Origin of the sequence: Halioglobus sp. Uisw_031 (genome assembly GCF_047729875.1) — a bacterium.
In the GTDB taxonomy this organism is placed as follows: Bacteria; Pseudomonadota; Gammaproteobacteria; order Pseudomonadales; family Halieaceae; genus Marimicrobium.
The window spans coordinates 3,069,460-3,092,358 of record NZ_CP159826.1 but is presented as its reverse complement, the minus strand read 5'-3'; the positions used below and the strand labels follow the sequence as shown (position 1 = coordinate 3,092,358).

Here is a 22,899-nt window from a genome sequence, read left to right as displayed (position 1 = left end):
TCTAAACGTTAGAGACCGGTTTGTTCGCGCAGCTCGCGCAACCTAGCAAGCTGCTCTTGAGACGCAATCGGTTCAGAGGGCTTCTGTTCTATCGCTTCAGGTTCCGGCACTGTCAGTGATTCACCGCGCAGCACTCGCGCACAATACTTCTCATAGTGGCCCTTGAACACGGGCCAACTGGTGCGTTCGGTGTTGTTGGCCAGAAAGAACCAGTCGCTATCGCGGCCAGCCAGATAAACAGCAGCATGGCTCCAAGCTTGGGCAGATTTAGGGGAAGGTGCACTGCAAGCTTCTACATAGGCGTTGTGCGCGGGCGGAAGACCCAGATCGGCTAGCCCTTGCTGGCAGCATTCAAGCATTCGGTTCAGTGTGGGCAAATATTCGCTGTGCTCTATGGCGTGCTTGGCCCCCTTCAGGATGTGTTCCACCGGATAGTCTGACAGTGACTCCAGCCACAGTTTTTTAATTTGATTGAGCTGCTGTGCGTCTGGGAAGGCCGCATAGTACTGGTTGTGATAGTTCAGCCGGAACAAAGCGAAGACCTGATTGAGTGCATCGACATGCGCCTCAATGGCTAGTCTGCGACTGGCCTCACTCTGCCCAGGATGTGTCGGTGAGGTCTTGCTGGAGGCTTCGATCTCTCGTGCGACCCGTTGTACTCGTTTCTTTATGTCCGCCATTACGTTGTCCCGCTTGTTCAATCTGGTGACGTTTTGCCCAGTGGTGTTTTACATGTTGGATAAATTTGCTGTTCCAGGAGGTCTGCGCCTGGTTACTGTCGCGCCAGTATACGATGAACTCGGGCACGAGTGATTGGGCAAATTGGGTATCGATATGGGACAGGCGCAAAATATCAAAGACGTCACCGGAAGGCTGCCAGTGGTCAGCAATACGTTTGGGCTCTGTGCTGTGCTCCAGGCTGGAGGTGTATTTGGCCCACTGTATGCGGATGTGCTGGATAAACTTTGAGTTGAGTTCCTTCGGATTGGCACCGCGCTCCCGCCAATACAGGATAAACTCGGGAACGGACTGTTCAATAAATTCGCGCTCAATCTCTCCCCGTTCCATGATCTCCATAGCGTCCGCGCTGGGGCGCCAGTTATTGTCCAGTGTTGTGGTCGGTGGGACTCGGAACGATTCTGCCTGATTTTGCTGATGGCGCCGCCAGGCGGAAATAATGTGCTGGCGAAACCTATTCTCCCAGGCATGGCTAGCCTCTGCGCGTTCGCGCCAGTAAAAGATGAAATCTTCCAGTTGGTCCAGGGCGAATTGGCGCGGTATGTTATGGTTCAGGCTTAACAACTGCAGCAAGTCTTCGCTGGGCGACCAGTGCAGCGGCAGTAGTCCCGCACTGCGCTTGGTCGGCGCCAACGGGGCTGGCTCTAATGTGGAAGGCTTATCGGTCGGCTTAACCGGTTCGTTCAGGGCAAACACCAGTTGTGTGGCGGTATGCAATGGCGCGGAGTCAATCAACAGCACGCCCTTATCTGCCAGGCTGCGGCTGATGCGATGTAAATCTTCTGCGCTCCAGAAGGGTAGGGTGCGCAGCAGGAAGGTTCTGTCCACACTGAGCCACGCGTAGCCGTTTCGGGTCTGCGGGCTGTGATGTTCGAACAATGGCTGTAAATGCTGCAACAAAATGGCCTCCTCAAGGCCAATGGTTGCCGCCAGAAGCGGGGAAAACAACAGCTGTCGTTCGGGAATCAGGGAAAAATCTGACATCGTGGTACCGGAATCTTGTCGCAAGTGGGTTAGGATACCGCATTCGTGGAATCGGTGCGCGGTGCGCCTCGCTATCCAGCTTAAAAACTGAGTCCTTCTGGAAGAAAAATGGCAAAACAAAAGACTGCCTTTGTGTGCACCGATTGCGGCTCCGATTATGTGAAGTGGCAGGGTCAATGCGGCGACTGCGGGGCCTGGAATACGCTGACTGAAATCAAGCTCGGTCCAGAAAAAGGATCGGGTCGCGCCGGCGCACAGGTGAGAGGCAAGCTCGCCGGGTTCACCGGTACTCTGGACAGCGCTAGAGTCCTTAAGGATATCAATTTGGAGGATCTGCCTCGATTCTCCTCCGGCGCAGAAGAGTTTGACCGAGTTTTGGGGGGTGGATTAGTGCCAGGTTCGGCCATCCTGATAGGCGGCAATCCGGGCGCCGGTAAGAGTACTCTGCTACTGCAAACCATGTGCCATCTCGCCTGTACCATGGAGGCCTTGTATATCACCGGGGAGGAATCCCTGCAGCAGATCGCCATGCGTGCGCAGCGCCTGCAATTGCCGACAGACAAGCTGCGACTCATGTCCGAGACCAACGTGGAAGCCATTGTCGGTGCAGCGCAGGAGCTCAAGCCTAAGGTGCTGGTGGTAGATTCTATTCAGGTGGTGCATACCGATGAGATCACCTCTGCCCCGGGTAGCGTGTCGCAGGTGCGCGAATGTGCCGCCTACTTGATCCGCTATGCGAAGCAGACCGGAATGGTGTTGTTGTTAGTGGGCCATGTCACCAAGGACGGCTCCCTTGCAGGCCCCAAGGTGCTGGAGCACATGATCGACTGTTCTATTCTTTTGGACGGCAGTGATGATGCCCGTTTTCGCACGCTGCGCGGACAGAAAAATCGCTTCGGTGCCGTGAACGAATTGGGCATTTTTGCGATGACAGAGCAGGGTATGCGTGAGGTCAAAAACCCTTCTGCTATTTTTCTCGACCGTGGCAGTGAGCCCGCCTCAGGCAGCGCCGTGATGGTCGTATGGGAGGGCACGCGCCCACTGTTGGTAGAAATTCAGGCGCTGGTGGACGACAGCCAGCTGGGCAACCCACGCCGTGTGGCCGTCGGGCTGGAACAAAACCGATTAGCCATGCTGCTGGCAGTGCTGCACCGTCACGGTGGTCTCCAAGTCGGTGACCAGGACGTATTTGCGAATGTAGTGGGCGGCGTCAAAGTACTAGAGACGAGTGCAGACCTTGCCCTGTTGCTGGCCATTGTGTCGAGTTATCGCGACAGAATCATACCGAGCGACATGATTATTTTCGGCGAGGTGGGTTTGTCGGGTGAAATTCGGCCCGTCCCTAATGGCCAGGAGCGCCTGGCCGAGGCCGCCAAGCATGGCTTCAAACGGGCCATTGTGCCAAAGGGCAATGCGCCCAAGCGGCCTATTGTTGGGATGGAGATAACGGCAGTATCCAAACTCGCCGATGCGCTGGCAGCGCTGGATTAACCCTCCAGCTGGCCTGCTTTCTCTTCCAGTTTAAGGGTGCCCACAAGCAAAGGCTACGAGTTACTTGAGCTTGCGGTACTTCAACCGCTGTGGCTGATCTGCTGCAGCGCCGAGGCGTGTCTTGCGATCCTCTTCGTAATCGGTGAAATTGCCTTCGTGAAATACCACGCCACCATCATCTTCGTAGGCAAGGATATGTGTGGCGATACGGTCTAGGAACCAGCGATCGTGTGAAATCACCATGGCAGCTCCCGGGAAGACAAGCAGCGCATCCTCCAGCGCACGCAACGTCTCTACATCAAGATCGTTGGTCGGTTCGTCGAGCAGCAGTACATTGGCGCCCTGCCGCAATAGTTTCGCTAGGTGCAGGCGGTTGCGCTCGCCGCCGGAGAGATCCTTGACGAATTTTTGCTGGTCCGAGCCCTTGAAATTGAAGCGCCCCACGTAGGACCGAGAGGGCACTTCATAGTTGCCGATACGGATGATATCCAGGCCGTCGGACAGTTCTTCCCATACGGTTTTACTGCCGTCTAGGTCATCGCGTGACTGGTCCACATAACCTAGCTCAACCGTCTCGCCCACATTGACTTCTCCACTGTCGGGCTGTTCCGCACCCATCAAAATTTTGAACAGTGTGGATTTACCCATGCCGTTGGCGCCAATGATGCCTACTATGCTGCCTTTAGGTACCGTGAAGCTGACATTGTCGAAAAGGAGGCGCTCGCCGAAACTTTTGCGGAGGTTTTTAACGTCGATGACGCTGTCACCCAAGCGCGGTCCCGGAGGTATGTAGATTTCGTTGGTCTCGTTTCGAGTCTGATAATCCTGCGACTGCAATTCCTCAAAACGTTGCAGGCGTGCTTTGCTTTTGGCTTGACGACCCTTGGGATTACTGCGCACCCACTCCAGTTCCGACCGGATGGCTTTTTGATGAGAGGCCTCTGTGCGTTTTTCCAGTTCCAAGCGTTGTTCTTTAGCGTCCAGCCAGTCCGAGTAATTGCCCTCGTGCGGAATGCCGCGACCACGGTCCAGCTCTAAGATCCAGCCTGCGGCATTATCGAGGAAATAGCGGTCGTGAGTTATGGCCACCACAGTGCCAGGAAAATCGTGTAAAAAGCGCTCGAGCCAGGCCACGCTCTCGGCGTCCAAGTGGTTGGTTGGCTCGTCGAGCAGTATCATGTCAGGGTTGGAGAGGAGCAAGCGGCATAATGCTACCCGGCGCCGTTCACCCCCCGACAGTGTCTCCACATTGGCATCCCACGGTGGCAGACGCAGCGCATCAGCGGCAACTTCCAATTTGTGGTCCAGGTTGTGGGCGTCTGTGGCCTGAATAATGTCTTCGAGTCGGCCTTGCTCTTTGGCGAGTGCATCAAAGTCTGCATCAGGTTCGGCGTAGTCGGCGTAGACTTTCTCCAGCCCGCCGAGTGCATCGATGGCCTCCTGAACCCCTTCTTCGACATTACCACGCACATCCTTGTCTGTATTGAGCTGAGGTTCCTGGGGAAGATAGCCTATCTTGATGCCGGGTTGGGGCCGCGCTTCGCCAAGGATATCGTTATCCAGCCCCGCCATGATGCGCAACAGGGTCGACTTGCCCGATCCGTTGAGGCCCAGTACGCCGATCTTGGCTCCGGGGAAAAAGGAGAGAGAAATATCCTGCAGGATCGTTTTTTTGGGCGGCACGATTTTGCCGACCCGGTTCATAGTGAAGACGTATTGAGCCATTGAGGTGTGTCCGCTGTCTTGATGGTAGAAAGAAAATTTTAGCAGAAAAGAAGCGTTAATAGTTCAGCCTGCATCGCATACTACTCTTATATCGAGCTCGCGTTTCGGGTAAAATACGCGGTTGCCATCTGGGGTAGATTACATCTGCCCTGTCACCAATGAGAGGGATAAGCATGTTTGATAACAACATGACTATTGAAGGGTTCGACGATGAGATCTTTAGCGCTATCGCAGAAGAAGAACGTCGCCAGGAAGACCATATCGAGCTTATAGCGTCTGAGAACTACGCCAGTCCGCGCGTGATGCAAGCCCAGGGCTCTGCTCTGACTAATAAATACGCTGAAGGTTACCCCGGTAAGCGTTACTACGGTGGTTGTGAGTATGTCGATAAAGCCGAGGTGCTGGCCATTGAGCGCGTCAAGGCACTGTACGGCGCAGATTATGCGAATGTTCAGCCCCACTCTGGCTCTCAGGCCAACGCTGCCGTCTATCTGGCGCTGTGTAACGCGGGCGACACCATACTAGGCATGAGCCTGGCGGACGGTGGTCACCTGACTCACGGTGCCAAGCCTAACTTTTCCGGCAAGACATACAACGCCATCCAATATGGACTGAACGCCGAGACGGGTGAGATAGACTACGACCAGGTAGAGGCGCTGGCGCTGGAGCACAAGCCAAAAATGATCGTGGCTGGCTTTTCCGCTTACTCCCAGATTGTCGACTGGGCACGTTTTCGAGAGATCGCCGACAAAGTCAGTGCGTACCTCTTGGTCGATATGGCCCACGTGTCGGGCCTTATTGCCGCCGGCATCTACCCCAATCCGGTGCCCTTCGCCGATGTCGTGACGTCCACCACTCACAAAACGCTGCGCGGCCCGCGCGGTGGGATTATTTTAGCTAAGGCAAATGCGGCGCTGGAGAAGAAATTTAACTCTGCGATATTCCCCGGAATTCAGGGAGGGCCGCTGATGCATGTGATCGCAGCCAAAGCTGTGAGTTTCAAGGAAGCTCAGAGCCCTGAGTTTGTCGAGTACCAAAAGCAGGTCGTCAAGAATGCCAAGGCGATGGCGGCCACCTTTATCAAACGGGGTATCAAGATTGTCTCGGGTGGCACCGAGAATCACCTGATGCTGGTCGACCTGATTGGCAAGCCCTATACCGGTACAGATGCCGATGCGGCTCTGGGCGACGCTAACATCACCGTCAATAAGAATGCGGTGCCCAACGACCCGCGTTCTCCGTTCGTCACGTCAGGTCTGCGCGTCGGCACACCTGCCATTACGACCCGTGGATTTGGTGAAGCAGAGTCTATCGAGCTCACCGGCTGGATGTGTGATGTGTTGGAGTCGCTTGAGAATGGTACGTCCGAGGCGGTGATTGTTGCAGTAAAGGCTAAAGTGCTGGAAATTTGTCAGCGCTTTCCGGTTTACGGCTAACGCGCTTAGTTCGCCGGCAACTGACAGCGGCTTCATACTCTCTTTTGCATGCTATGGATGCTCGATGGGGTGTGCGCTCACTCATCAACCCTCGGGCTTCGAGTAGCGAGCCCGCAGGCGTTCGTCGTTGCCTGATGTGTACCTTAAATGAGTCAAGTCGGGAACACTAAAAATGTGTTACTGTTCATAGACTTAGATTAACGAGACTCGCAGATGCACTGTCCGTTTTGCGCCGCACAAGATACTAAGGTCATCGACTCCCGGCTGGTTGCCGAGGGCAATCAGGTGCGCCGCCGCAGGGAGTGTCTAAGCTGTGCAGAGCGTTATACTACCTACGAGACGGCTGAGCTGGTGATGCCTCGGGTAATCAAGCAAAACGGTAACCGTGAGCCTTTCGATGAGACGAAACTGCGTGCCGGTTTGCTGCGCGCCCTAGAGAAGCGTCCGGTCTCTGTTGAGGATATCGAGGCGAAAATTAATAGCATTAAACAGGTCCTGCGAGCGACCGGCGAGCGCGAGGTGGAGTCATTGGTGTTGGGTGAGTTGGTGATGGAAACCTTGAAAACACTGGATCAGGTTGCCTATGTGCGATTTGCTTCTGTTTACCGAAGTTTTCAGGATATCGCCGAATTTCGCAACGAAATAGAGCGGTTAGAAGCAGAACCGACAACAAACTGACCGGTTTTTTAACGCCCGCCTATGGATACTTCTTTTGATATACAGATGATGGCTCGCGCATTGCAGTTAGCGCGGCGCGGGCAATATTCGGCCACGCCTAACCCCTCTGTGGGTTGCGTACTGGTGCGCGACGGGCGCGTGATAGGAGAGGGGTTTACCTGTCCGGCGGGCGGCAACCATGCAGAAATTGAGGCCCTTTGCGATGCTGGTGACGCGGTCGGCTCCACGGCCTATGTGACACTGGAGCCGTGCAGTCATCAGGGCAAAACGGGCCCCTGTTCTGCCGCGCTGATTCAGGCCGGGGTCACGCGGGTTGTCGTCGCGCTAGCCGACCCCAATCCATTGGTATTAGGCGCTGGTCTGGAACAATTGCGTGCGGCGGGTATCGCTGTGGAGTGTGGTTTGCTGGAGAGCGAAGCTCGCAGGGTCATTCCTGGTTTTATTGCACGTATGAGCCGAGGACGAGGGCGGGTGAGGGCTAAATTGGCGATGTCTCTGGATGGACGTACGGCCATGGCCTCGGGTGAAAGTCAGTGGATTACAGGTTCTGCCGCAAGACGGGACGTGCAGCGTTTGCGCGCGATGAGTTGTGCCATTGTCACTGGCGTGGGTACGGTACTGGCTGACGATTGTGCTCTGACTGTGAGACCGCAAGAGTTGGGCCTCTCACGTGAAGCGACCCGACTGGCCAGTGGCCGTCAGCCAATGCGCGTGGTGCTCGACTCACGTCTACAAACGCCGGCTGATGCCAAGGTGCTTGATGGGGCCGCGCCAACGCTGCTATGTCACGATGAGACGGTTGCGGTGCCCGCGGCTATCGCTGCCAGCGCCGTTGGGCGCCTGGCATTGCCACGCGGTGATAGTGGCTTGGATCTGCAGGGTTTAATGAAGTACCTTGCGGCGCAGCAATATAATGAAATTCTGGTAGAATCTGGTCCGCGTTTAGCGGGGGCCCTATTGCAGGCGGGGTTGTTGGACGAGTTGATTGTTTATATGGCTCCCGCCCTGCTGGGCGACAGGGCGCGTCCCCTGCTGGAGTTGCCGCTCGACAAGATGGCGGACAAAGTGCAGTTGCAGTGGGAAGACGTTCGCAAAGTCGGAACAGACTGGTGTTTTACGGCGATTCCCGTTCGAAGTAGTTAGTTCGTTACACACTGGCGTTAGTGAGAGCACACTTATTATGTTTACAGGAATTATCCAAGCCGTCGGCACCGTGGCGGACATGCAGCCTCGCGGTGGTGATATGCGTTTGCGTATCGACACTGGCAAGCTGTCTTTAGATGACGTGGCTCTCGGCGACAGTATCTGTACCAATGGTGTGTGCCTGACGGTCATTGAACTGTCTGGCGATGGATATTGGGCAGATGTTTCTGTCGAAACGTTAAACTTTACGACATTGGGCGATCTAAAGACGGGTTCTGTGGTGAATCTAGAAAAAGCGCTGACGCCGCAGAGTAGACTGGGTGGGCATATTGTCAGTGGCCATGTTGATGGTGTCGGCCAAGTGGTGAGTCTCAGTGAAGATGCTCGCTCTATCCGCGTAGTGCTGCGCGCGCCGGATCAACTGGCCAGATATATCGCCCACAAAGGCAGTATCTGCATCGATGGTACCAGCCTGACCGTCAATGCAGTAAAGGGTGCAGAGTTCGATCTGAATATTATTCCTCAAACCATGGCAGAAACCGTGTTCGGTCACTATCGAGTCGGTAGCAGCGTCAATCTTGAGGTCGATGTGATCGCCCGTTATCTAGAGCGGCTTATACAAGGAGATGCTGCCGCGAGTGCCTCTGCGGAAGGCTTGTCCATGGAAACGCTCGCCGAGAACGGTTTTCTGGGTGGTTTGAATACGAGCATGTGGAAACAATAGGAATGGAACTCAATAGCGTAGACGAACTGATCAGCGACATTCGCCAGGGGCACATGGTGGTGCTGCTTGATGACGATGCTGACAGTCATAACGAAGGCGTGGTGATGGTGGCGGGCGAGCACTGTGAGGCCAAGCATGTCACCTTTATGGCGCGTCAGGCGCGTGGGTTGATCTGCCTGACCCTGACCAAAGAGCGCTGCCAGCAGTTGGATTTGCCCCCTATGGTCGACGGCGCGCAGGGAGAAAAGTCTAATTTTACGCTCTCGATAGAAGGCGCTGTTGGTATCGATACCGGTATTTCTGCCGTCGATCGTGCGGCTACGGTGCAGGCTGCGGTGGCACCTCGTGCTCAACCGGCCGACATAGTGCAGCCAGGGCATATCTTTCCGCTCACAGCGATGCCCGGTGGTGTGCTGACGCGGGCGGGTCACACCGAGGCAGGCTGCGATTACGCGCGACTGGCCGGCTTGCTTCCCGCCGCCGTTATCGCGGATATATTAAAGCCCGACGGTTCGGTGGCTGATGGCCAGGCACTGCGTGAATTTGCGGCCCAACATGCCTTAAAAATTGGTTCTATTGCTAACCTGATTCATTTTCGCATGGTCAACGAACGCACGGTTCGCCGCATACGTGAGGGCATGATTGAAACTGATCACGGCCCGTTTCGTCTGACGGCCTATCGAGACCAGACCGCCGGGAAAGTACACGTCGCTCTGTCGCGAGGTGAAATTCAGTCGCATGAACCGACGCTGGTGCGGGTGCATGTGCAATCTGTTATGCGTGATCTTGTCACCAGCAATATGGCCGGCCACCCCACCTGGAGCTTGGGAAAATGCCTGCAGGCGGTGGCGAAAAATGGTTGCGGCGTGATTGTGCTGTTGGCGCACACTGAGCGTCCGGAGCAACTGTTGGCCAGTATTGATATGGCGCTGGGAGAGCACCCTAGCCCAGTGACCGGTGTGGCACCGGACGCCTACAACGAGGTGGGTCTAGGCTCACAGATTCTCAAGGATTTGGGCGTGGGAAAAATTCACCTGATGGGTGCACCCATAAAGTACAATGCCATTTCTGGTTTTGATCTGGAAGTGCTAGATTTTGTGGATCCCGGACAATAGAAGGACATGATTATGACTGATATCAAGACAATCGAAGGTACATTCACCAGCGGCAAGGGCAATTATTCTATTGTCGTGGGGCGCTGGAACAGTTTCGTTGTGGAGCCTTTGTTAAAAGGTGCCCTCGACACGTTGCGACGCCATGGTGTTAGCGATAAGCAGATCACCATCGTGCGCGCTCCCGGCGCTTTTGAAATACCTCTGGTGTGCAAAAAAGTTGCCGCCAAGGGTAATGTCGATGCCATTATTGCTCTCGGCGCGGTGATTCGTGGTGGCACCCCACACTTTGAATATGTCGCAGGCGAGTGCACCAAAGGCATTGCGATGGTGAGTATGGAATACGACATCCCTGTGTCCTTTGGCGTACTGACAGTGGATACCATTGAGCAGGCTATTGAGCGATCCGGCAGCAAGGCGGGCAACAAGGGTGAAGAGGCCGCTATGTCCGCACTGGAGATGGTTAGCCTTATGAGTGCGCTCATCTAAATGGAAAAGCCGGCGCACAATACGCTCGCCGCAGAGCGACGCAAGGCCCGGCATTACGGCATGCAGGCACTGTATCAATGGCATATGGCCGGTGCCGCGGTCAGTGATATTGAGGCAGAGTTCCGCACGGATTACGACTTTAGTCATGTCGACTTAGAGTATTTCCAGTCTCTTTTGCACAAAATTCCAGCCTGTCTGGATGAGTTGGACGAGGCCCTGGAACCGCTGCTGGACCGCAAGTTGAAAGACTTGGATCCCATCGAGCTGACGCTATTACGCATGGGGATGTACGAGCTTACTTGGCGCATCGATGTGCCTTATAAGGTCGTTATCAACGAAGAAGTAGCATTAGCGAAGAAATTTGGTGCCACAGACAGCCATAAGTACGTTAACGGTGTGTTGGATAAAGCCGCCAGACAATTGCGCAAGGTTGAAGTCGACGCGGCATTCTGATGCCAGGCGCGGAGTTTTCACTGATTTATCGCTATTTTTCCGATCTGGGTCGCGGCGATGCTGTAGACCTGTCGGTCGGTGATGACTGCGCCATCCTGCGTCTGGGCGAGGGTGAGAGATTAGCCACTTCCGTTGATACGATGGTCGCCGGAGTCCATTTTCCCTGCGATAGTTTCCCCGAGGATATTGGGTTTCGTGCAGTGTCTGTTGCCGTGAGTGATCTTGCTGCTATGGGTGCTAGGCCGCTGGGAATGACGGTGGCGTTGACGCTGCCGGAGGTGGACGAGTTGTGGCTTAATGCGTTTAGTCAGGGCCTGGCCGCGGCGGTTAGTGAGTATCAATTGCCGTTAGTTGGCGGTGATACCACGCGTGGCCCACTGTCGATCTCGGTACAGGTGATGGGTGCGCTGCCCATGACCCTAGCTCTGCTGCGCAGCGGTGCACGGGTAGGGGATCAGGTTTATGTGTCCGGCACCCTGGGCGATGCGGCTGGCGCCCTTGCTTTTTTACAGGGACAGTGGCAGCCGACGCCCGACTATGCTGAGTATCTGCTGGATCGCTTTCATCGCCCTCGGGCACGGCTTGAGCTTGGCTGGGCACTATTGGGTCTTGCCACCGCGGCCATCGATGTGTCCGATGGCTTGCTGGCGGATGCGGGGCACATTGCCGCCGCCAGCGGCGTAAAGATTTGTATTGAGACCGAGTTGTTGCCGCTGTCAGCTGCACTGTGTTCCCATGATTGCCCGCAGACGATTTTGCAATGGGCGCTGGGCGGCGGTGATGATTATGAGTTGTGTTTCTGTCTGCCGGCTGATGAGTCGCCTCCCGCCGGTAGTACGCGAATAGGGCAGGTGGAGGCGGGAGCCGGAGTGGACTTTGGATTGGATATTGACATACCGCACGGATACCAGCATTTTGATGACTAGAAATCTCGGCCTGACAACGGCAGTGTCCGCGGCACATGGATACGGTAATGACTATGTCTTCATCGCCTAATAGCCACCTCAAGCGACATCTTGCGCCCGATTTTCGGCGCCATCCCGTACAATTTCTGGCTTTCGGTTTTGGCAGTGGACTGTCTCCCAAGGCTCCCGGCACAGCAGGTACATTAGTGGCCGTGCCGATCTATCTGCTCATTGCCGACTGGAGTCTTCTCCAATATTCTTTTTTTATTATCATTTGCGCAGTGTTGGGTGTCTGGATTTGTGGCGCCGCTAGTCGGCAACTAGAGGTTCATGATCACCCCGGTATTGTGTGGGATGAATTCGTCGGGTACTGGATTACACTGTGGGCAGTGCCGTTTGACTGGGTATGGATTGTTGCAGGCTTTGTAGTGTTTCGCGTCTTCGATATTATCAAGCCCTGGCCAGTGAGTGTGCTGGACAGGAAAGTGGGTGGTGGGTTTGGTATTATGATTGATGACGTGCTAGCTGGAGTGATGGCCTGCGTGACATTACACATTGCGTTGTATTTTACGTAGCACCGCGCCGGAGGTATTTGCATGCCTACAAAGAAAGCGGTAACCCTGGCGCTCAGTCTGTTGATGGTGGCTGCGCAGGCTTGTGGGGAGCAGGCCGCTGTTGTGGTTGAGGCACTCATGGGCAAGGCCGCTGTATTGATGATTGATGGCCAGCGCAAAATGCTGGCAGTGGGAGAATCTTTCGCCGGTGTGACATTGGTCGCGACTGAAGCCACGACTGCCACGCTGGAAGTCGATGGACGAACGGAAACAGTCGGACTGTCTCGGCATGTTGCCACCACTTATCAGACACTCGAAGAGCGCGTTGTCACGATTGCACGTGATTCAAAGCTGCAGTATCAGACTAACGCGGTCATCAATGGTCGCAGCGTACTGGTACTGGTTGACACTGGAGCCAACGTCGTCGCTATCAGCTCATTTCAAGCTAAGGCGATGGGTGTCAATTACCTCGAGGATGGGACGCCATCTCAGGTGGAAACTGCCAGTGGTGTGATTGATGCCCACTCAGTGACCCTGCAGTCTGTGAACGTTGGAGGGCTGCAGGTCGATAATGTCCCAGCGACAGTCGTAGAAGGCACCTATCCCGCCACTATTTTATTGGGTATGAGCTATCTGCGGCACGTCAAAATACAGGAACACGACGGAATGCTATCTCTGTCGAAATCCCAATAGGCATTGCTCGCGCCCGATCACACAAAGCTGCTAGACTGTGCGACCTTTTCTTATGGATGTTCCGCGTGGCAGTGCGCTTCATAGAGTCCGCCCTCCTACCCACGGTTTGGGGTAAGTTCGATCTTCACGGCTTCGAGGATGAAGAGTCCAATAAGGAGCACGTGGTCCTTACCATGGGCGATGTGTCCAATGGGGAGCCCGTATTGACCCGTGTGCATTCCGAGTGCCTCACTGGGGATGCTTTGTTCAGCATGCGTTGTGATTGCGGCAGCCAGCTGCAGGCCGCTATGGAGGCCATTGCACGCGAAGGCAGGGGCGCGCTGTTCTATCTGCGTCAGGAAGGACGTGGTATTGGTCTGCTCAATAAGATCAAGGCCTACAAGCTACAGGACGCTGGCGCAGATACGGTGGAGGCTAATGAGCGACTGGGCTTTGGCGCGGATATCCGCGACTACAGCATGTTGCAGTCCATGATCGAACACCTTGGCATCAACGCTGTACGATTAATGACTAACAATCCGCGCAAAGTGGCCGCGATGGAAAAGCAGGGCGTTGAAGTGGTTGCACGGATTGCCCTGCACACCACCAGTAATCCGCACAATGAAAAGTACCTGCGCACTAAGGTAGGAAAGCTTGGGCACATGATTGAAGGTAGCGAGTAGTCTGTAAAGTGGGCGGTTCGCGGGTCCTTCCCCGACGTGATCAGCGGTCGCGTGCGGTGATGTAGTGGGCCAGTCCCCGCAAAGAGTCAGCTGACACTCCGAATTCCCCCAGTGCCTCCAGTGCTGCCTGCAATAATCGCTGTGATTCCTTTTTAGCGCCGTCCAAACCCATCAGGCTGACGTAGGTCGGTTTATTGGCCTTACTGTCCTTGCCTTGCGTTTTCCCCAGCGTTTCTGCATTCCCTTCGACATCGAGAATATCATCAACCACTTGGAAGGCCAGGCCGATGTGGGTGCCATAGGTGTCCAGGGCGGATAGTTGCTCGGCGCTGGCATTGGCAGCGATCCCGCCCATAGTCAAGGCAGCGCGGATGATGGCGCCCGTTTTAAAGGCGTGCATGGACTGGAGCTGTTGCAGGTTTACGTTACTGTTAGTGGCCGCAATATCCATGGCTTGACCCCCCACCATGCCTTGCAGTCCGGCAGCTTTGGCTAGCGATTTGATCAAGGCCACGCGCTGTACAGCATTGAAACCCGGAGCGTCCGCCAACAACTCAAAGGCCCACGCTTGCAGCGCATCGCCTGCCAGTATGGCCGTCGCCTCATTAAAGGCTTTGTGACAACTTGGGCGGCCTCGGCGTAGGTCGTCATCATCCATTGCGGGTAAGTCGTCATGTACCAGGGAATAGGTGTGAATCATTTCCAATGCACAGGCGACGTGATCCAGATCTGTGCCGTGACCTTTATGGCCCAAAGCCTGGGCAGCCGCGTAAACCAGGGTTGGGCGAATGCGTTTGCCGCCATTGGTCAGCACATAACTACAGGCTTGGGAAATCGTGTCCAGAGCCTCTCCCGTGCCTGCAGCCGTTGTGGCTTGGTCTGTAGCGAAGTCAGCCAACTGGCGATCTACCTGGTCTTTGCTGGCCAGAAGAAAGTCGGCAAAACGTTTGCTCATTCGGTGTTTCCGTCAGTAAAAGGCTCTACTTTGGGCTCTCCATTGTCTTCCAACAGCAATTTCACCTTTTGTTCGGCTTCAATTAAGGTCTGCTGCGCTTGGCGAATAAGTTTGATACCCAGCTCGAAAGCATTGAATGAATCCTCAAGGGATGACTGTTCGTCCTCCAATGTGCGGATCGTGGCTTCTAGCTGGGCAACCGTTGCTTCTATATCAAGTTTTTTGGTTTTGGCCATAACATCATTACCTGTGTGGAAGGTACGCCCGAAGCGTTAGTATGAAAGTGAAATTATACAGGGTTTATGCGTCGGGCAGCTTTCCCGTAGCGCTAGGATTTAAAGACTGAGGTGCTCTTTCGTCGGTGCGTATGAAGCGACACTATTCAATTTAGCTTTTATGGCGCGTTCTATGCCGGGCCCATCGAGTCCAATCCATGCATGTTGTTCTTCGGACGCCCCGTGTTCGATAAATGCATCGGGAATGCCCAGATTGAGTACGCCAACCAATAGGTGACGTTCGACTAGACATTGGTTGACGCCGGAACCGGCTCCTCCGCTAATGGCGTTGTCTTCCAGCGTCACTAGCAAGTCGTATTCGTCAGCGAGCGTTTCGATGATTTTGGTATCCATGGGTTTCACCCACCGCATATCCACAACCGTGGCATTCAACTGGTTGGCGGCCAACAGGGCGTGTGGCAGCAAGGCTCCAAAGTTGAGAATGGCCACCTGTTTCCCACTCCGCACTTCCCGCGCTTTACCAATCGGCATTTGCACTAATTCATCAGCAATCAAGGCGCGAGGCCCTGTCCCTCGCGGGTAACGAATGGCTGCGGGGCCCGGATACTGATACGCGGTGTAGAGCATTTGTCGACATTCATTTTCGTCAGAGGGCGCACCAATCACCATGTTAGGAATACAGCGCAGGTAACTCAAATCAAAGGCTCCATGGTGCGTTGGGCCATCCTCTCCCACCAGTCCCGCCCTATCGATGCCGAAGGTGACATCAAGATTCTGCAGGGCGATATCGTGAATCAACTGGTCGTAGCCGCGCTGCAGGAACGTGGAGTAGATGGCGACCACCGGTTTGAGTCCGTCACAGGCCATGCCAGCGGCCATCGTCAGCGCATGCTGCTCGGCGATGGCGACATCGTAGTAGCGATCGGGGAAGCGCTTCGAAAATTCCACCATGCCCGAGCCTTCGCACATAGCGGGAGTGATGCCCACCAGGCGATTGTCGCGCTCCGCCATATCGCACAACCAGCGTCCAAACACCGCTTGATATTTAGGTCCACTGGGCTTGGCCTCTGTAACAGCTGCCAGCGGTCCCTTTGGCTTGGCCTCGATCTTGTTGACGGCGTGGTAGCCAACAGGGTCCTGTTCGGCGGGTTGGAATCCCTTACCTTTCATAGTGCGGATGTGCAGGAATTGCGGCCCGTCCAGGTCTTTCATGTTCTCCAGGGTTTGGAGTAATCCTGGCAGGTCGTGACCGTCCAGTGGCCCAATATAGTGAAAGCCCAACTCTTCGAACAGCGTTCCCGGGGCGACCATACCCTTCAGATGCTCTTCTGTGCGCTTGGCTAACTCCCAGGCAGGTTGAATTTTCTGCAAAACTTTTTTTGAGCCCTTGCGCATGGAGATATAAAACTTGCTGGCCCAGATTTTCGCAAAGTAAGTTGCGAGCCCACCTTTGTTGTGTCCGATGGACATCTGGTTGTCGTTCAGAATGACCAGCATATTAGGACGCTCATGGCCGGCGTGGGCGAGTGCCTCAATGGCCATGCCGCCAGTGATGGCGCCATCGCCAATAACGGCGATCACCTTGCGATTAATACCCTGCTGTCTGGCCGCCAGTGCCATGCCCATGGCAGCGGAAATGCTGGTTGAGGAGTGTCCCACGCCGAAGGTGTCGTACTCACTTTCCGCACGCTTAGGAAAACCTGCCAGCCCGTCGGCCTGTCGCATGCTGTGCATCTGTCCCCGGCGGCCGGTGAGGATTTTATGGGGATAGGTCTGGTGACCTACATCCCAGACAATGCGATCGTGCGGTGTATTGTAGATATGGTGCAGAGCGACAGTGAGCTCGATCACGCCCAAGCCTGCTCCAAAATGCCCACCCGTCTGGCCTACGCTGTATAGCAGGTAGCCCCTGAGCTCTTCCGAAATTTGCAGCAGTTGCAGCGTGTTGAGCGCATGCAGCGAATCCCCCTGCTCAATTCTGTCCAGCAGTGGGGTGTCAGGTGGAATGATGGGAAGATCTGAGAGCATGGTGTGATTCTAGCGCATCCTAGCGCAAAAGTGGGAGTCCCTTAGGTTGAACAGTTCCCAAATTTCCGACATCAGCCTTTACCCGTGTGCAAGCAGGCGGACAAGCCGTTTGCAATGTCCTAAGAGGTCGACCGCAGTGTTGTCGCGGTACAGTAAGGCAGGCGCTTTGTTCGGCTACCCGGAATAGTCTTTGAAGTTGTGAATTTGACGACGCTGTTTCTTGGTGGGTCTGTGGGCCGGACGGTCTATCATGCCTCCGGCGGACTTGCGAGCCAGCGCCTCTTTTTCGCGTTTGGCAAGGCTTTCGGTTGTTTCTTCGTAGAGCAACTGTGCCTCGGGTGCACCGCGGCGCTGATCACTGAGCTGTTTTATTCGCACCACCTTTTCATCCACGCCCTGACGTATTTGCAGAATATCACCCGCAGAGATTTCCTTGGACACCTTTACGCGCTGGCCATTCAGGTGCACTTTACCACCATCAATAGCGGCCTTGGCGAGGCTGCGTGTTTTAAAAAAGCGTGCCGCCCACAGCCATTTATCCAGACGTACTTTTGGGGTTTGGTCATTGGCGGACTTCACCGTTGAGGCCCTTCCGGCATAATTTCATCAAAATGGTGAATCCCTCGAAAGCGCGTGTCGATGCGCTTCTGACGTTGGCTGTCCGGCTGCAGCAAGGTCAGCAAATGGGCGATGCCATATTGTTGTGCACTGGCTAGAACCTGCTCGGTATCATCGATCAGCAGGGTGCGGGAGGGATCGAAGGGGTGCAGCTGTTGCAACCTGTGCCAGAAATCTTGCTCTTCTTTCGGCGCGAGTAAATCGTGTGAGACCACCACGCGATCGAACCAGTGGGTGATGTTAACGTTATCCATCTTGATTTCCAGTGTCTTGCGATGCGCATTAGTGACCATCACCACATCCCGATGACTGTGATGTAGCTGGGTGAGGAACTCGATGGCAAAGGGTCTGGCACTGATCATGTGTTGCAGTTCCCGCTTCAGGGCGGCAATATCCAGATCCAGCCGTTGTGACCAGTGATCAAGGCTGTACCATTGCAAAGTGCCCTGTTCGGCACCGCATTCACCGTACAAATAGGCGCTGGATTCTTCTTTAGATATTTGATGTCGTAAGGCGTAGGTGCGCGGCAGGTGTTCGCTCCAAAAAAAGTTGTCGAAGTGCAGGTCCAGCAGGGTGCCGTCCATGTCCAGTAATACGGTGTCGATACAGCTCCAGTCAATCATGCGTTGTTCTCGGGCCCCAGCCGTGGTCTCTTATTGGTCATTGGGTGTGATTATGCCTTTTTTTGCGTCTGATAGCAGAGTCTAAGCGTTCAGGGCACCGAGCAGTGGTATATTGATGTCTATGGTACAAACGATAAAACAGCAAGACTTACCGCAATGGGTGGCGCCATTACTCGATTTGTGCCGCGAGGCAGGTGAGGCTATTTGTGAGCACTACCATGCCCCTGCAGCCGCTGATTACGAGTCCAAACAGGATGATTCACCGCTAACGCTTGCTGATCTTGCCTCTCACGCAATACTGCAGGCGGGGTTGATCTCGCTGGATGCGACTGTTCCTGTACTGTCGGAGGAGTCTGTCCCCGCTGACATTACCCATCGTCGCCAGTGGCGTCGCTATTGGCTGATTGATCCGCTGGATGGCACCAAAGAATTTTTGGAAAGGACGGGCGAGTTCACTATCAACATCGCCCTTATCGATGACCACCGTCCCATCATGGGTCTGCTGTATCTGCCCTTAGAGCGGGTCGCCTACGTCGGTATTCCCGGTCAACTGGCGCAATGTTACAGCGACACCGGAGATGGCGCCTGGTCGGTTTGCGAACTGGTACCACCCCTGCTGCAGCCAGATCAGCCCCTAGTGGTCCTGGCGAGTCGGCGCCATCATGGCGATCGACTGCAAACGTGCCTTCAGTGGCTGGAAAAGAATTGGCCCTGCGTGTCTAGAAGCAACATGGGTAGTGCACTGAAATTCTGCTATATGGCACGCGGGCAAGGGGATTTCTATCCGCGTTTCGCGCCGTGCTGTGAGTGGGATCTGGCAGCAGGCCAAGCGCTATTGGAAGCCACTGGGGGGTGCCTGGTGGGGCTAAAGGGAGAACCGCTGCGCTACAATTGCAGCGATTCACTCTACAGCCCGCCTTTTTATGCCATGTCTGATGGCGCCCATCCACTGTGGGAGCGGTTGCTCCAGGCAGGGTTAGATTAGTGTGTTTGTGAACATAAGTAGACTTGTGTCAGCATTCCCTCACAGTATAGAGTTACACTCCTCCTTGAGAATCTTACTGGCAGTATAAAATATTTGATGAATGAGCCACCTGAAAACGGCGTTGCTGACGACACTGAAGCTGCTAACGAATTGGTGACGCCCGGTATGCGTTTGCTGAACTTGCAAACCAAACATCGGGCGCTGGATGTTCAGATAGAAGAGCTGCATGGCTTTCCTTATCAGAACCAGATATTGCTACAGCGCTTGAAAAAAGAAAAGCTACGCCTTAAGGACGCCATCACGCGGCTTAAAGACGATATGATCCCTGATCTCAACGCCTGATATTTTTACCAGGCGTTTTCGCTAGATTTTTTCGTGGCAGCGTCATGTATTAAGCGTGCTTCGAGTTGCAATAGAACCCTTTTAGTCTCCAGCCCGCCAGCAAATCCGGTCAGACTTCCATTACTGCCAATGACCCGATGACAGGGCACCACAATGGGGAGGGGGTTACGACCGCTGGCAGCTCCGACCGCTCGCACTGCAGCGGGATTGCCAATGTTGCGGGCGATATCTCTGTAGCTGCGCAATTCACCGTATGGAATGTCAGCGAGGGCATCCCAGACAGCCTGTTGAAAGGGAGTCCCTTTCGCCCGCAACGGGAGTTCAAAGCGCTGTCGCTTTCCGGCAAAGTAGTCGGTCAGTTGATGCGCACAATTGACCAATACGGCATCAGAGGCTTCAACAACATTGTTGTTGTACTGCCCTTCGAACTCAATCTTAAGTAGCTGCGTGCCGTTCGAGGCCAGTCGCAAAGTACCGATCGGTGTGTCCAGGTGTTGATAATTCATCGGCTCAAGTGCCTCTGGTATCAATCGAGCGGCTGGTGTTGCGCCACCTTGGCGGGTCAGCCGAGGTCTTGATGGGCTGGTTTTCGAGAGAGGTGTCGATCGTTATCGTGTTGGAAGCACTGTTCATGACAACAATCATAGGTGTAAGCCGGTAGATGCACTAGTCACAATCGGTCCGATATAACCGCGCTTGGAGGGCTGCGTTATTCTCCCCAATCTATTATAATTGCGGGCGTTTAAATCATGCGCTGAGTGCGGCGTGTGATGGGAGAGACTGATGCTCAGATTATTATTGCCGGCGTTATCGTTACTTATGGTGCTATGCCAGTCTTCCACCTATGCCTCGTCTCAACAGGCAAAAAATGTCAGATTGGATCCACTGCTGGAGCGGGTGGGGGTGTCGCTCCAAGCTCATCTGGCATTGGTTGAGCAGTTGCACTTGGACCAAGACACTCTGCTAGCGTTGGGCAGCGCTGCCGGCGAGGACCTGCAGCCCATCTTTGTTGCTACATCCAACAATTATCGCCACTCGGTTGAAGCCGCGGTGTCCGTGAGTAGTACTATTGCTGGAGTGAATCAGACGGCCATCACACTATTCGAGGGCTGGCGGGACGAAATTGGCTACCTCACAGATGCTCGCCTGAAGGCCGACGGCGAGGCCCAGTTTGCAGCAAGTTGGGAGCGCTACGAGGCGCTGATTCAGTCCCTCAAACATTCTGAGGCCATGATCGACCCGGTGTTGGCTGAGCTCAGAAAATTTTTAACCTATTTCAAATACGCATTGGATGAAGCTTCGATAGCGTCACGAAAGACTGAGTTAAGTGACACGGACAATAATATTGTAGCATTGATCAATGCGTTGACCGCCTCTGCCGCCAAGTCTAAAGCCTTTCTGGAATCGGCGCAGTGATTATAGGCTCCGTTTTATGAATCTTGTTGTTTACGCGATCCCATTTTTTGCTCTCGCCATTGTGCTGGAGTTGATCTATGGCTGGCTTAAACAGCGCAACACCTATCGACTGAACGACAGCGTTAGTAGTTTGTTCCTGGGTGTCCTCAGTCAGGCGCAGCGTTTTGTCACACTGGGCGTAGGCGGTGTTATCTACCTTTTGATTACTGACCATTTCTCCACGCCGCTAATGGATCCGCGCCACTGGTCCACCTGGGTGCTGGCCATGGTGTTTTACGATTTCTGTTATTACTGGCTGCATCGTATGGGCCACGAACGGACGATTTTGTGGGCGGCTCATGTCGCGCATCACCAAAGCGAGGACTACAACCTGACGACTGCCCTGCGCCAGACTAGCACTGGGTTTTTATTCGGTTGGGTGTTCTTTGTTCCGATGTATATGCTGGGTATTCCTGCAGAAGTGGTGATCACCGTGGGTTCCATCAACCTGATTTACCAGTTCTGGGTGCACACTGAACATATTCCTAAACTGGGATTTTTTGAGTGGTTTTTTGTTACGCCCTCCAATCATCGTGCGCACCATGCTCAGAATAATCTTTACATGGACTGCAATTATGGTGGCCTGTTTATCCTTTGGGATCGTCTGTTTGGCACGTTTCAGGAAGAGAGAAAAGATGAGCCTGCGGTATTTGGTATTCGGGGTGCTCTTAAGAGTTGGAGCCCGGTTAAAGCGTTAACTCACGTTTACGTTGACATGGCGCAGGACAGTCGGGATACGGCTCTTTGGCGTGACAAGTTGCGAGTTTGGGTAGCCCGCACCGGCTGGCGACCAGCAGACGTTGCGCTTCAGAACCCACGCGCAAAGACAGACCTTAGCGACTTTAAACGCTACGATCCTAAGATGAGTCGGTCAGTGTCACTTTACTGTTTCTTCCAGCTAGTGGCCGTCGTGCTATTGCTTGGCGCCATGCAAAGCGCAGAGCTTGCATACTGGCATGGCGTTGCCGGCTGGTCGATGCTGCTGGCGACTGCTGTCACCACTGCCCTATGGATGGAGGGGAGGGCTGCTAGTGCATTGCAATATTGGGAGCTACTGCGGCTGGGCGCTTTGGGTTTGCTGTTGTTGCTATTTTGGAGCAGAGGCGTGAGTCTGAGTGCATTGTCTCCCGCTTTAGTATACGCGGGCCTGAACGCGGCGTTCTTATTGTTCTGGTTGCGCCCGCAGCCACTGCGTCAATCAAAGGTTGCTTCCTAAGGCCGTCAATCGGTTTGGCATAGCAATATAGGTTCTACGCTGGTGGAATTACTGCCATTGTCGAGGTACAAGATTCCACCCACGATACTGACATTCAGTTGCACTGTGCGATTGAGAAGATCGGCTGCCGACTGAATCTCGGTCCAGTCAAGTAGCCATACGTGTAAATGCGGTAATGCACTGATGGCCTCATTGTTCAATTTCCACCAGGTCGGCGTGCTTTTGGCAAACGCGTAAACGCTCACCTGACGAGCTCGGCCGCAAGCTTTGCGTAGGCGAGCTTCCTCCGGATGCCCCACTTCTATCCAGCGTTCGATTTCCCCGCTGTCGCTGTGAACCCATAAGTCTGGTTCGTCAGCGGTGGAGATCCCTTTGGTGAACTCCAATCCGCGTGCACAGTTCAAACAGTAAGCCAGTAGTCTCACCATCATTCGCTCCAGTGTTTCCGACGGATGTTTGGCTACGGTGAGGGAGAGCGACTCATAGCAATTGCGATCGCTATCCGCTAATTCAATTTGGGCTTTATAGATGGTCGGTTTGAGCGCCATGTTTAGGGTGTGTCCTTAGAGGGGGAGTGGAGGATACGCCATTGTGACTGATTTCCAATAGGCGTATCAGGGCGGCGGATGATCTGCGCAGAAAGGCACTGCGATG

Annotated in this window: 26 protein-coding genes; 16 read left to right on the top strand and 10 right to left on the bottom strand. The window is 54.5% G+C overall.

From position 1 onward, the window contains the following. Positions 1-8: 8 nt before the first annotated feature. Positions 9-680: a replication protein P gene (locus tag ABXT62_RS13970; protein WP_415355896.1), complete on the bottom strand. Its 672-nt coding sequence runs from the start codon at positions 678-680 to the stop codon at positions 9-11. Beyond that, on the bottom strand, positions 592-1,722 hold the full coding sequence (locus tag ABXT62_RS13965; RefSeq protein WP_415355895.1) for a DnaT-like ssDNA-binding domain-containing protein: 1,131 nt from the start codon (positions 1,720-1,722) through the stop codon (positions 592-594). The genes ABXT62_RS13970 and ABXT62_RS13965 overlap by 89 nt, the downstream gene beginning before the upstream one ends. Positions 1,723-1,830: 108 nt before the next feature. Here ABXT62_RS13965 and radA point away from each other — a divergent pair, with 108 nt between their 5' ends. Next, positions 1,831-3,213 carry a DNA repair protein RadA gene (gene radA, locus ABXT62_RS13960; protein WP_415355894.1) on the top strand — a complete coding sequence of 461 codons (1,383 nt, stop codon included), beginning with the start codon at positions 1,831-1,833 and terminating at the stop codon, positions 3,211-3,213. Positions 3,214-3,273: 60 nt separating this feature from the next. Here radA and ettA read toward each other — a convergent pair whose 3' ends face one another. Then, positions 3,274-4,938 (bottom strand): energy-dependent translational throttle protein EttA, encoded by a 1,665-nt coding sequence (gene ettA, locus ABXT62_RS13955; protein ID WP_415355893.1) that lies wholly within the window; start codon positions 4,936-4,938, stop codon positions 3,274-3,276. A gap of 173 nt (positions 4,939-5,111) precedes the next feature. Here ettA and glyA point away from each other — a divergent pair, with 173 nt between their 5' ends. The 11 genes from glyA to ribA all read left to right on the top strand — a co-directional run bounded on the left by glyA (position 5,112) and on the right by ribA (position 13,787). Beyond that, positions 5,112-6,374 carry a serine hydroxymethyltransferase gene (gene glyA, locus ABXT62_RS13950; protein ID WP_415355892.1) on the top strand — a complete coding sequence of 421 codons (1,263 nt, stop codon included), beginning with the start codon at positions 5,112-5,114 and terminating at the stop codon, positions 6,372-6,374. A gap of 213 nt (positions 6,375-6,587) precedes the next feature. Then, the gene (gene nrdR / locus ABXT62_RS13945) at positions 6,588-7,052 is read left to right on the top strand and encodes a transcriptional regulator NrdR (RefSeq protein ID WP_415355891.1); all 465 of its coding nucleotides are present in this window, start codon (positions 6,588-6,590) and stop codon (positions 7,050-7,052) included. Positions 7,053-7,073: 21 nt separating this feature from the next. Beyond that, positions 7,074-8,195: a bifunctional diaminohydroxyphosphoribosylaminopyrimidine deaminase/5-amino-6-(5-phosphoribosylamino)uracil reductase RibD gene (gene ribD / locus ABXT62_RS13940; RefSeq protein WP_415355890.1), complete on the top strand. Its 1,122-nt coding sequence runs from the start codon at positions 7,074-7,076 to the stop codon at positions 8,193-8,195. A 37-nt stretch (positions 8,196-8,232) separates the two neighbouring features. Then, positions 8,233-8,919 carry a riboflavin synthase gene (locus tag ABXT62_RS13935; protein ID WP_415355889.1) on the top strand — a complete coding sequence of 229 codons (687 nt, stop codon included), beginning with the start codon at positions 8,233-8,235 and terminating at the stop codon, positions 8,917-8,919. A 2-nt stretch (positions 8,920-8,921) separates the two neighbouring features. Further along, positions 8,922-10,034 carry a 3,4-dihydroxy-2-butanone-4-phosphate synthase gene (gene ribB, locus ABXT62_RS13930; RefSeq protein ID WP_415355888.1) on the top strand — a complete coding sequence of 371 codons (1,113 nt, stop codon included), beginning with the start codon at positions 8,922-8,924 and terminating at the stop codon, positions 10,032-10,034. A 12-nt stretch (positions 10,035-10,046) separates the two neighbouring features. After that, on the top strand, positions 10,047-10,520 hold the full coding sequence (gene ribE, locus ABXT62_RS13925; protein WP_415355887.1) for a 6,7-dimethyl-8-ribityllumazine synthase: 474 nt from the start codon (positions 10,047-10,049) through the stop codon (positions 10,518-10,520). After that, a complete protein-coding gene (nusB, locus tag ABXT62_RS13920; protein WP_415355886.1) occupies positions 10,521-10,973 on the top strand; it encodes a transcription antitermination factor NusB in 453 nt (150 codons plus the stop codon). Further along, the gene (gene thiL, locus ABXT62_RS13915) at positions 10,973-11,899 is read left to right on the top strand and encodes a thiamine-phosphate kinase (RefSeq protein ID WP_415355885.1); all 927 of its coding nucleotides are present in this window, start codon (positions 10,973-10,975) and stop codon (positions 11,897-11,899) included. Before nusB ends, thiL begins: the two co-directional genes overlap by 1 nt. 53 nt (positions 11,900-11,952) lie before the next feature. Continuing rightward, positions 11,953-12,453 (top strand): phosphatidylglycerophosphatase A, encoded by a 501-nt coding sequence (locus ABXT62_RS13910; protein WP_415358217.1) that lies wholly within the window; start codon positions 11,953-11,955, stop codon positions 12,451-12,453. Positions 12,454-12,474: 21 nt separating this feature from the next. After that, entirely contained in the window at positions 12,475-13,125 is a 651-nt protein-coding gene (locus ABXT62_RS13905) for a TIGR02281 family clan AA aspartic protease (protein WP_415355884.1), read from the top strand. Positions 13,126-13,190: 65 nt separating this feature from the next. Further along, a complete protein-coding gene (gene ribA / locus ABXT62_RS13900; RefSeq protein ID WP_415355883.1) occupies positions 13,191-13,787 on the top strand; it encodes a GTP cyclohydrolase II in 597 nt (198 codons plus the stop codon). A gap of 40 nt (positions 13,788-13,827) precedes the next feature. Here the strand turns inward: ribA and ABXT62_RS13895 are convergent, their stop codons facing one another. The 5 genes from ABXT62_RS13895 to yrfG form a co-directional block, all read right to left on the bottom strand. Beyond that, positions 13,828-14,742, bottom strand: a complete 915-nt coding sequence (locus tag ABXT62_RS13895) for a polyprenyl synthetase family protein (RefSeq protein ID WP_415355882.1) — start codon at positions 14,740-14,742, stop codon at positions 13,828-13,830. Next, the gene (gene xseB / locus ABXT62_RS13890; protein ID WP_415355881.1) at positions 14,739-14,978 is read right to left on the bottom strand and encodes an exodeoxyribonuclease VII small subunit; all 240 of its coding nucleotides are present in this window, start codon (positions 14,976-14,978) and stop codon (positions 14,739-14,741) included. The genes ABXT62_RS13895 and xseB overlap by 4 nt, the downstream gene beginning before the upstream one ends. Before the next feature lie 99 nt (positions 14,979-15,077). Then, positions 15,078-17,006, bottom strand: a complete 1,929-nt coding sequence (dxs, locus tag ABXT62_RS13885; RefSeq protein ID WP_415355880.1) for a 1-deoxy-D-xylulose-5-phosphate synthase — start codon at positions 17,004-17,006, stop codon at positions 15,078-15,080. 174 nt (positions 17,007-17,180) lie between these two features. Next, complete coding sequence (hslR, locus tag ABXT62_RS13880) at positions 17,181-17,585, bottom strand: ribosome-associated heat shock protein Hsp15 (RefSeq protein WP_415355879.1); 405 nt, start codon at positions 17,583-17,585, stop codon at positions 17,181-17,183. Then, positions 17,582-18,247 (bottom strand): GMP/IMP nucleotidase, encoded by a 666-nt coding sequence (gene yrfG / locus ABXT62_RS13875; protein WP_415355878.1) that lies wholly within the window; start codon positions 18,245-18,247, stop codon positions 17,582-17,584. Before yrfG ends, hslR begins: the two co-directional genes overlap by 4 nt. 115 nt (positions 18,248-18,362) lie before the next feature. Here yrfG and ABXT62_RS13870 point away from each other — a divergent pair, with 115 nt between their 5' ends. Together ABXT62_RS13870 and ABXT62_RS13865 are read left to right on the top strand one after the other, a co-directional pair. Then, positions 18,363-19,232, top strand: coding sequence for a 3'(2'),5'-bisphosphate nucleotidase CysQ family protein (locus ABXT62_RS13870; RefSeq protein WP_415355877.1), 870 nt, complete (start codon positions 18,363-18,365; stop codon positions 19,230-19,232). A gap of 96 nt (positions 19,233-19,328) precedes the next feature. Continuing rightward, entirely contained in the window at positions 19,329-19,574 is a 246-nt protein-coding gene (locus ABXT62_RS13865) for a YdcH family protein (RefSeq protein ID WP_415355876.1), read from the top strand. A 5-nt stretch (positions 19,575-19,579) separates the two neighbouring features. On the opposite strand, the gene ABXT62_RS13860 is transcribed toward ABXT62_RS13865, so the two are convergent. Beyond that, positions 19,580-20,080 (bottom strand): methylated-DNA--[protein]-cysteine S-methyltransferase, encoded by a 501-nt coding sequence (locus tag ABXT62_RS13860; protein ID WP_415355875.1) that lies wholly within the window; start codon positions 20,078-20,080, stop codon positions 19,580-19,582. Positions 20,081-20,357: 277 nt separating this feature from the next. On the opposite strand from ABXT62_RS13860, the gene ABXT62_RS13855 reads away from it, so the two are divergent. Both ABXT62_RS13855 and ABXT62_RS13850 read left to right on the top strand, forming a co-directional pair. After that, positions 20,358-20,990, top strand: coding sequence for a DUF2959 family protein (locus tag ABXT62_RS13855; protein WP_415355874.1), 633 nt, complete (start codon positions 20,358-20,360; stop codon positions 20,988-20,990). 16 nt (positions 20,991-21,006) lie between these two features. Further along, the gene (locus ABXT62_RS13850) at positions 21,007-22,245 is read left to right on the top strand and encodes a sterol desaturase family protein (RefSeq protein ID WP_415355873.1); all 1,239 of its coding nucleotides are present in this window, start codon (positions 21,007-21,009) and stop codon (positions 22,243-22,245) included. 5 nt (positions 22,246-22,250) lie between these two features. Here the strand turns inward: ABXT62_RS13850 and ABXT62_RS13845 are convergent, their stop codons facing one another. Further along, the gene (locus ABXT62_RS13845; RefSeq protein ID WP_415355872.1) at positions 22,251-22,793 is read right to left on the bottom strand and encodes a YaeQ family protein; all 543 of its coding nucleotides are present in this window, start codon (positions 22,791-22,793) and stop codon (positions 22,251-22,253) included. Positions 22,794-22,899: the final 106 nt, after the last annotated feature.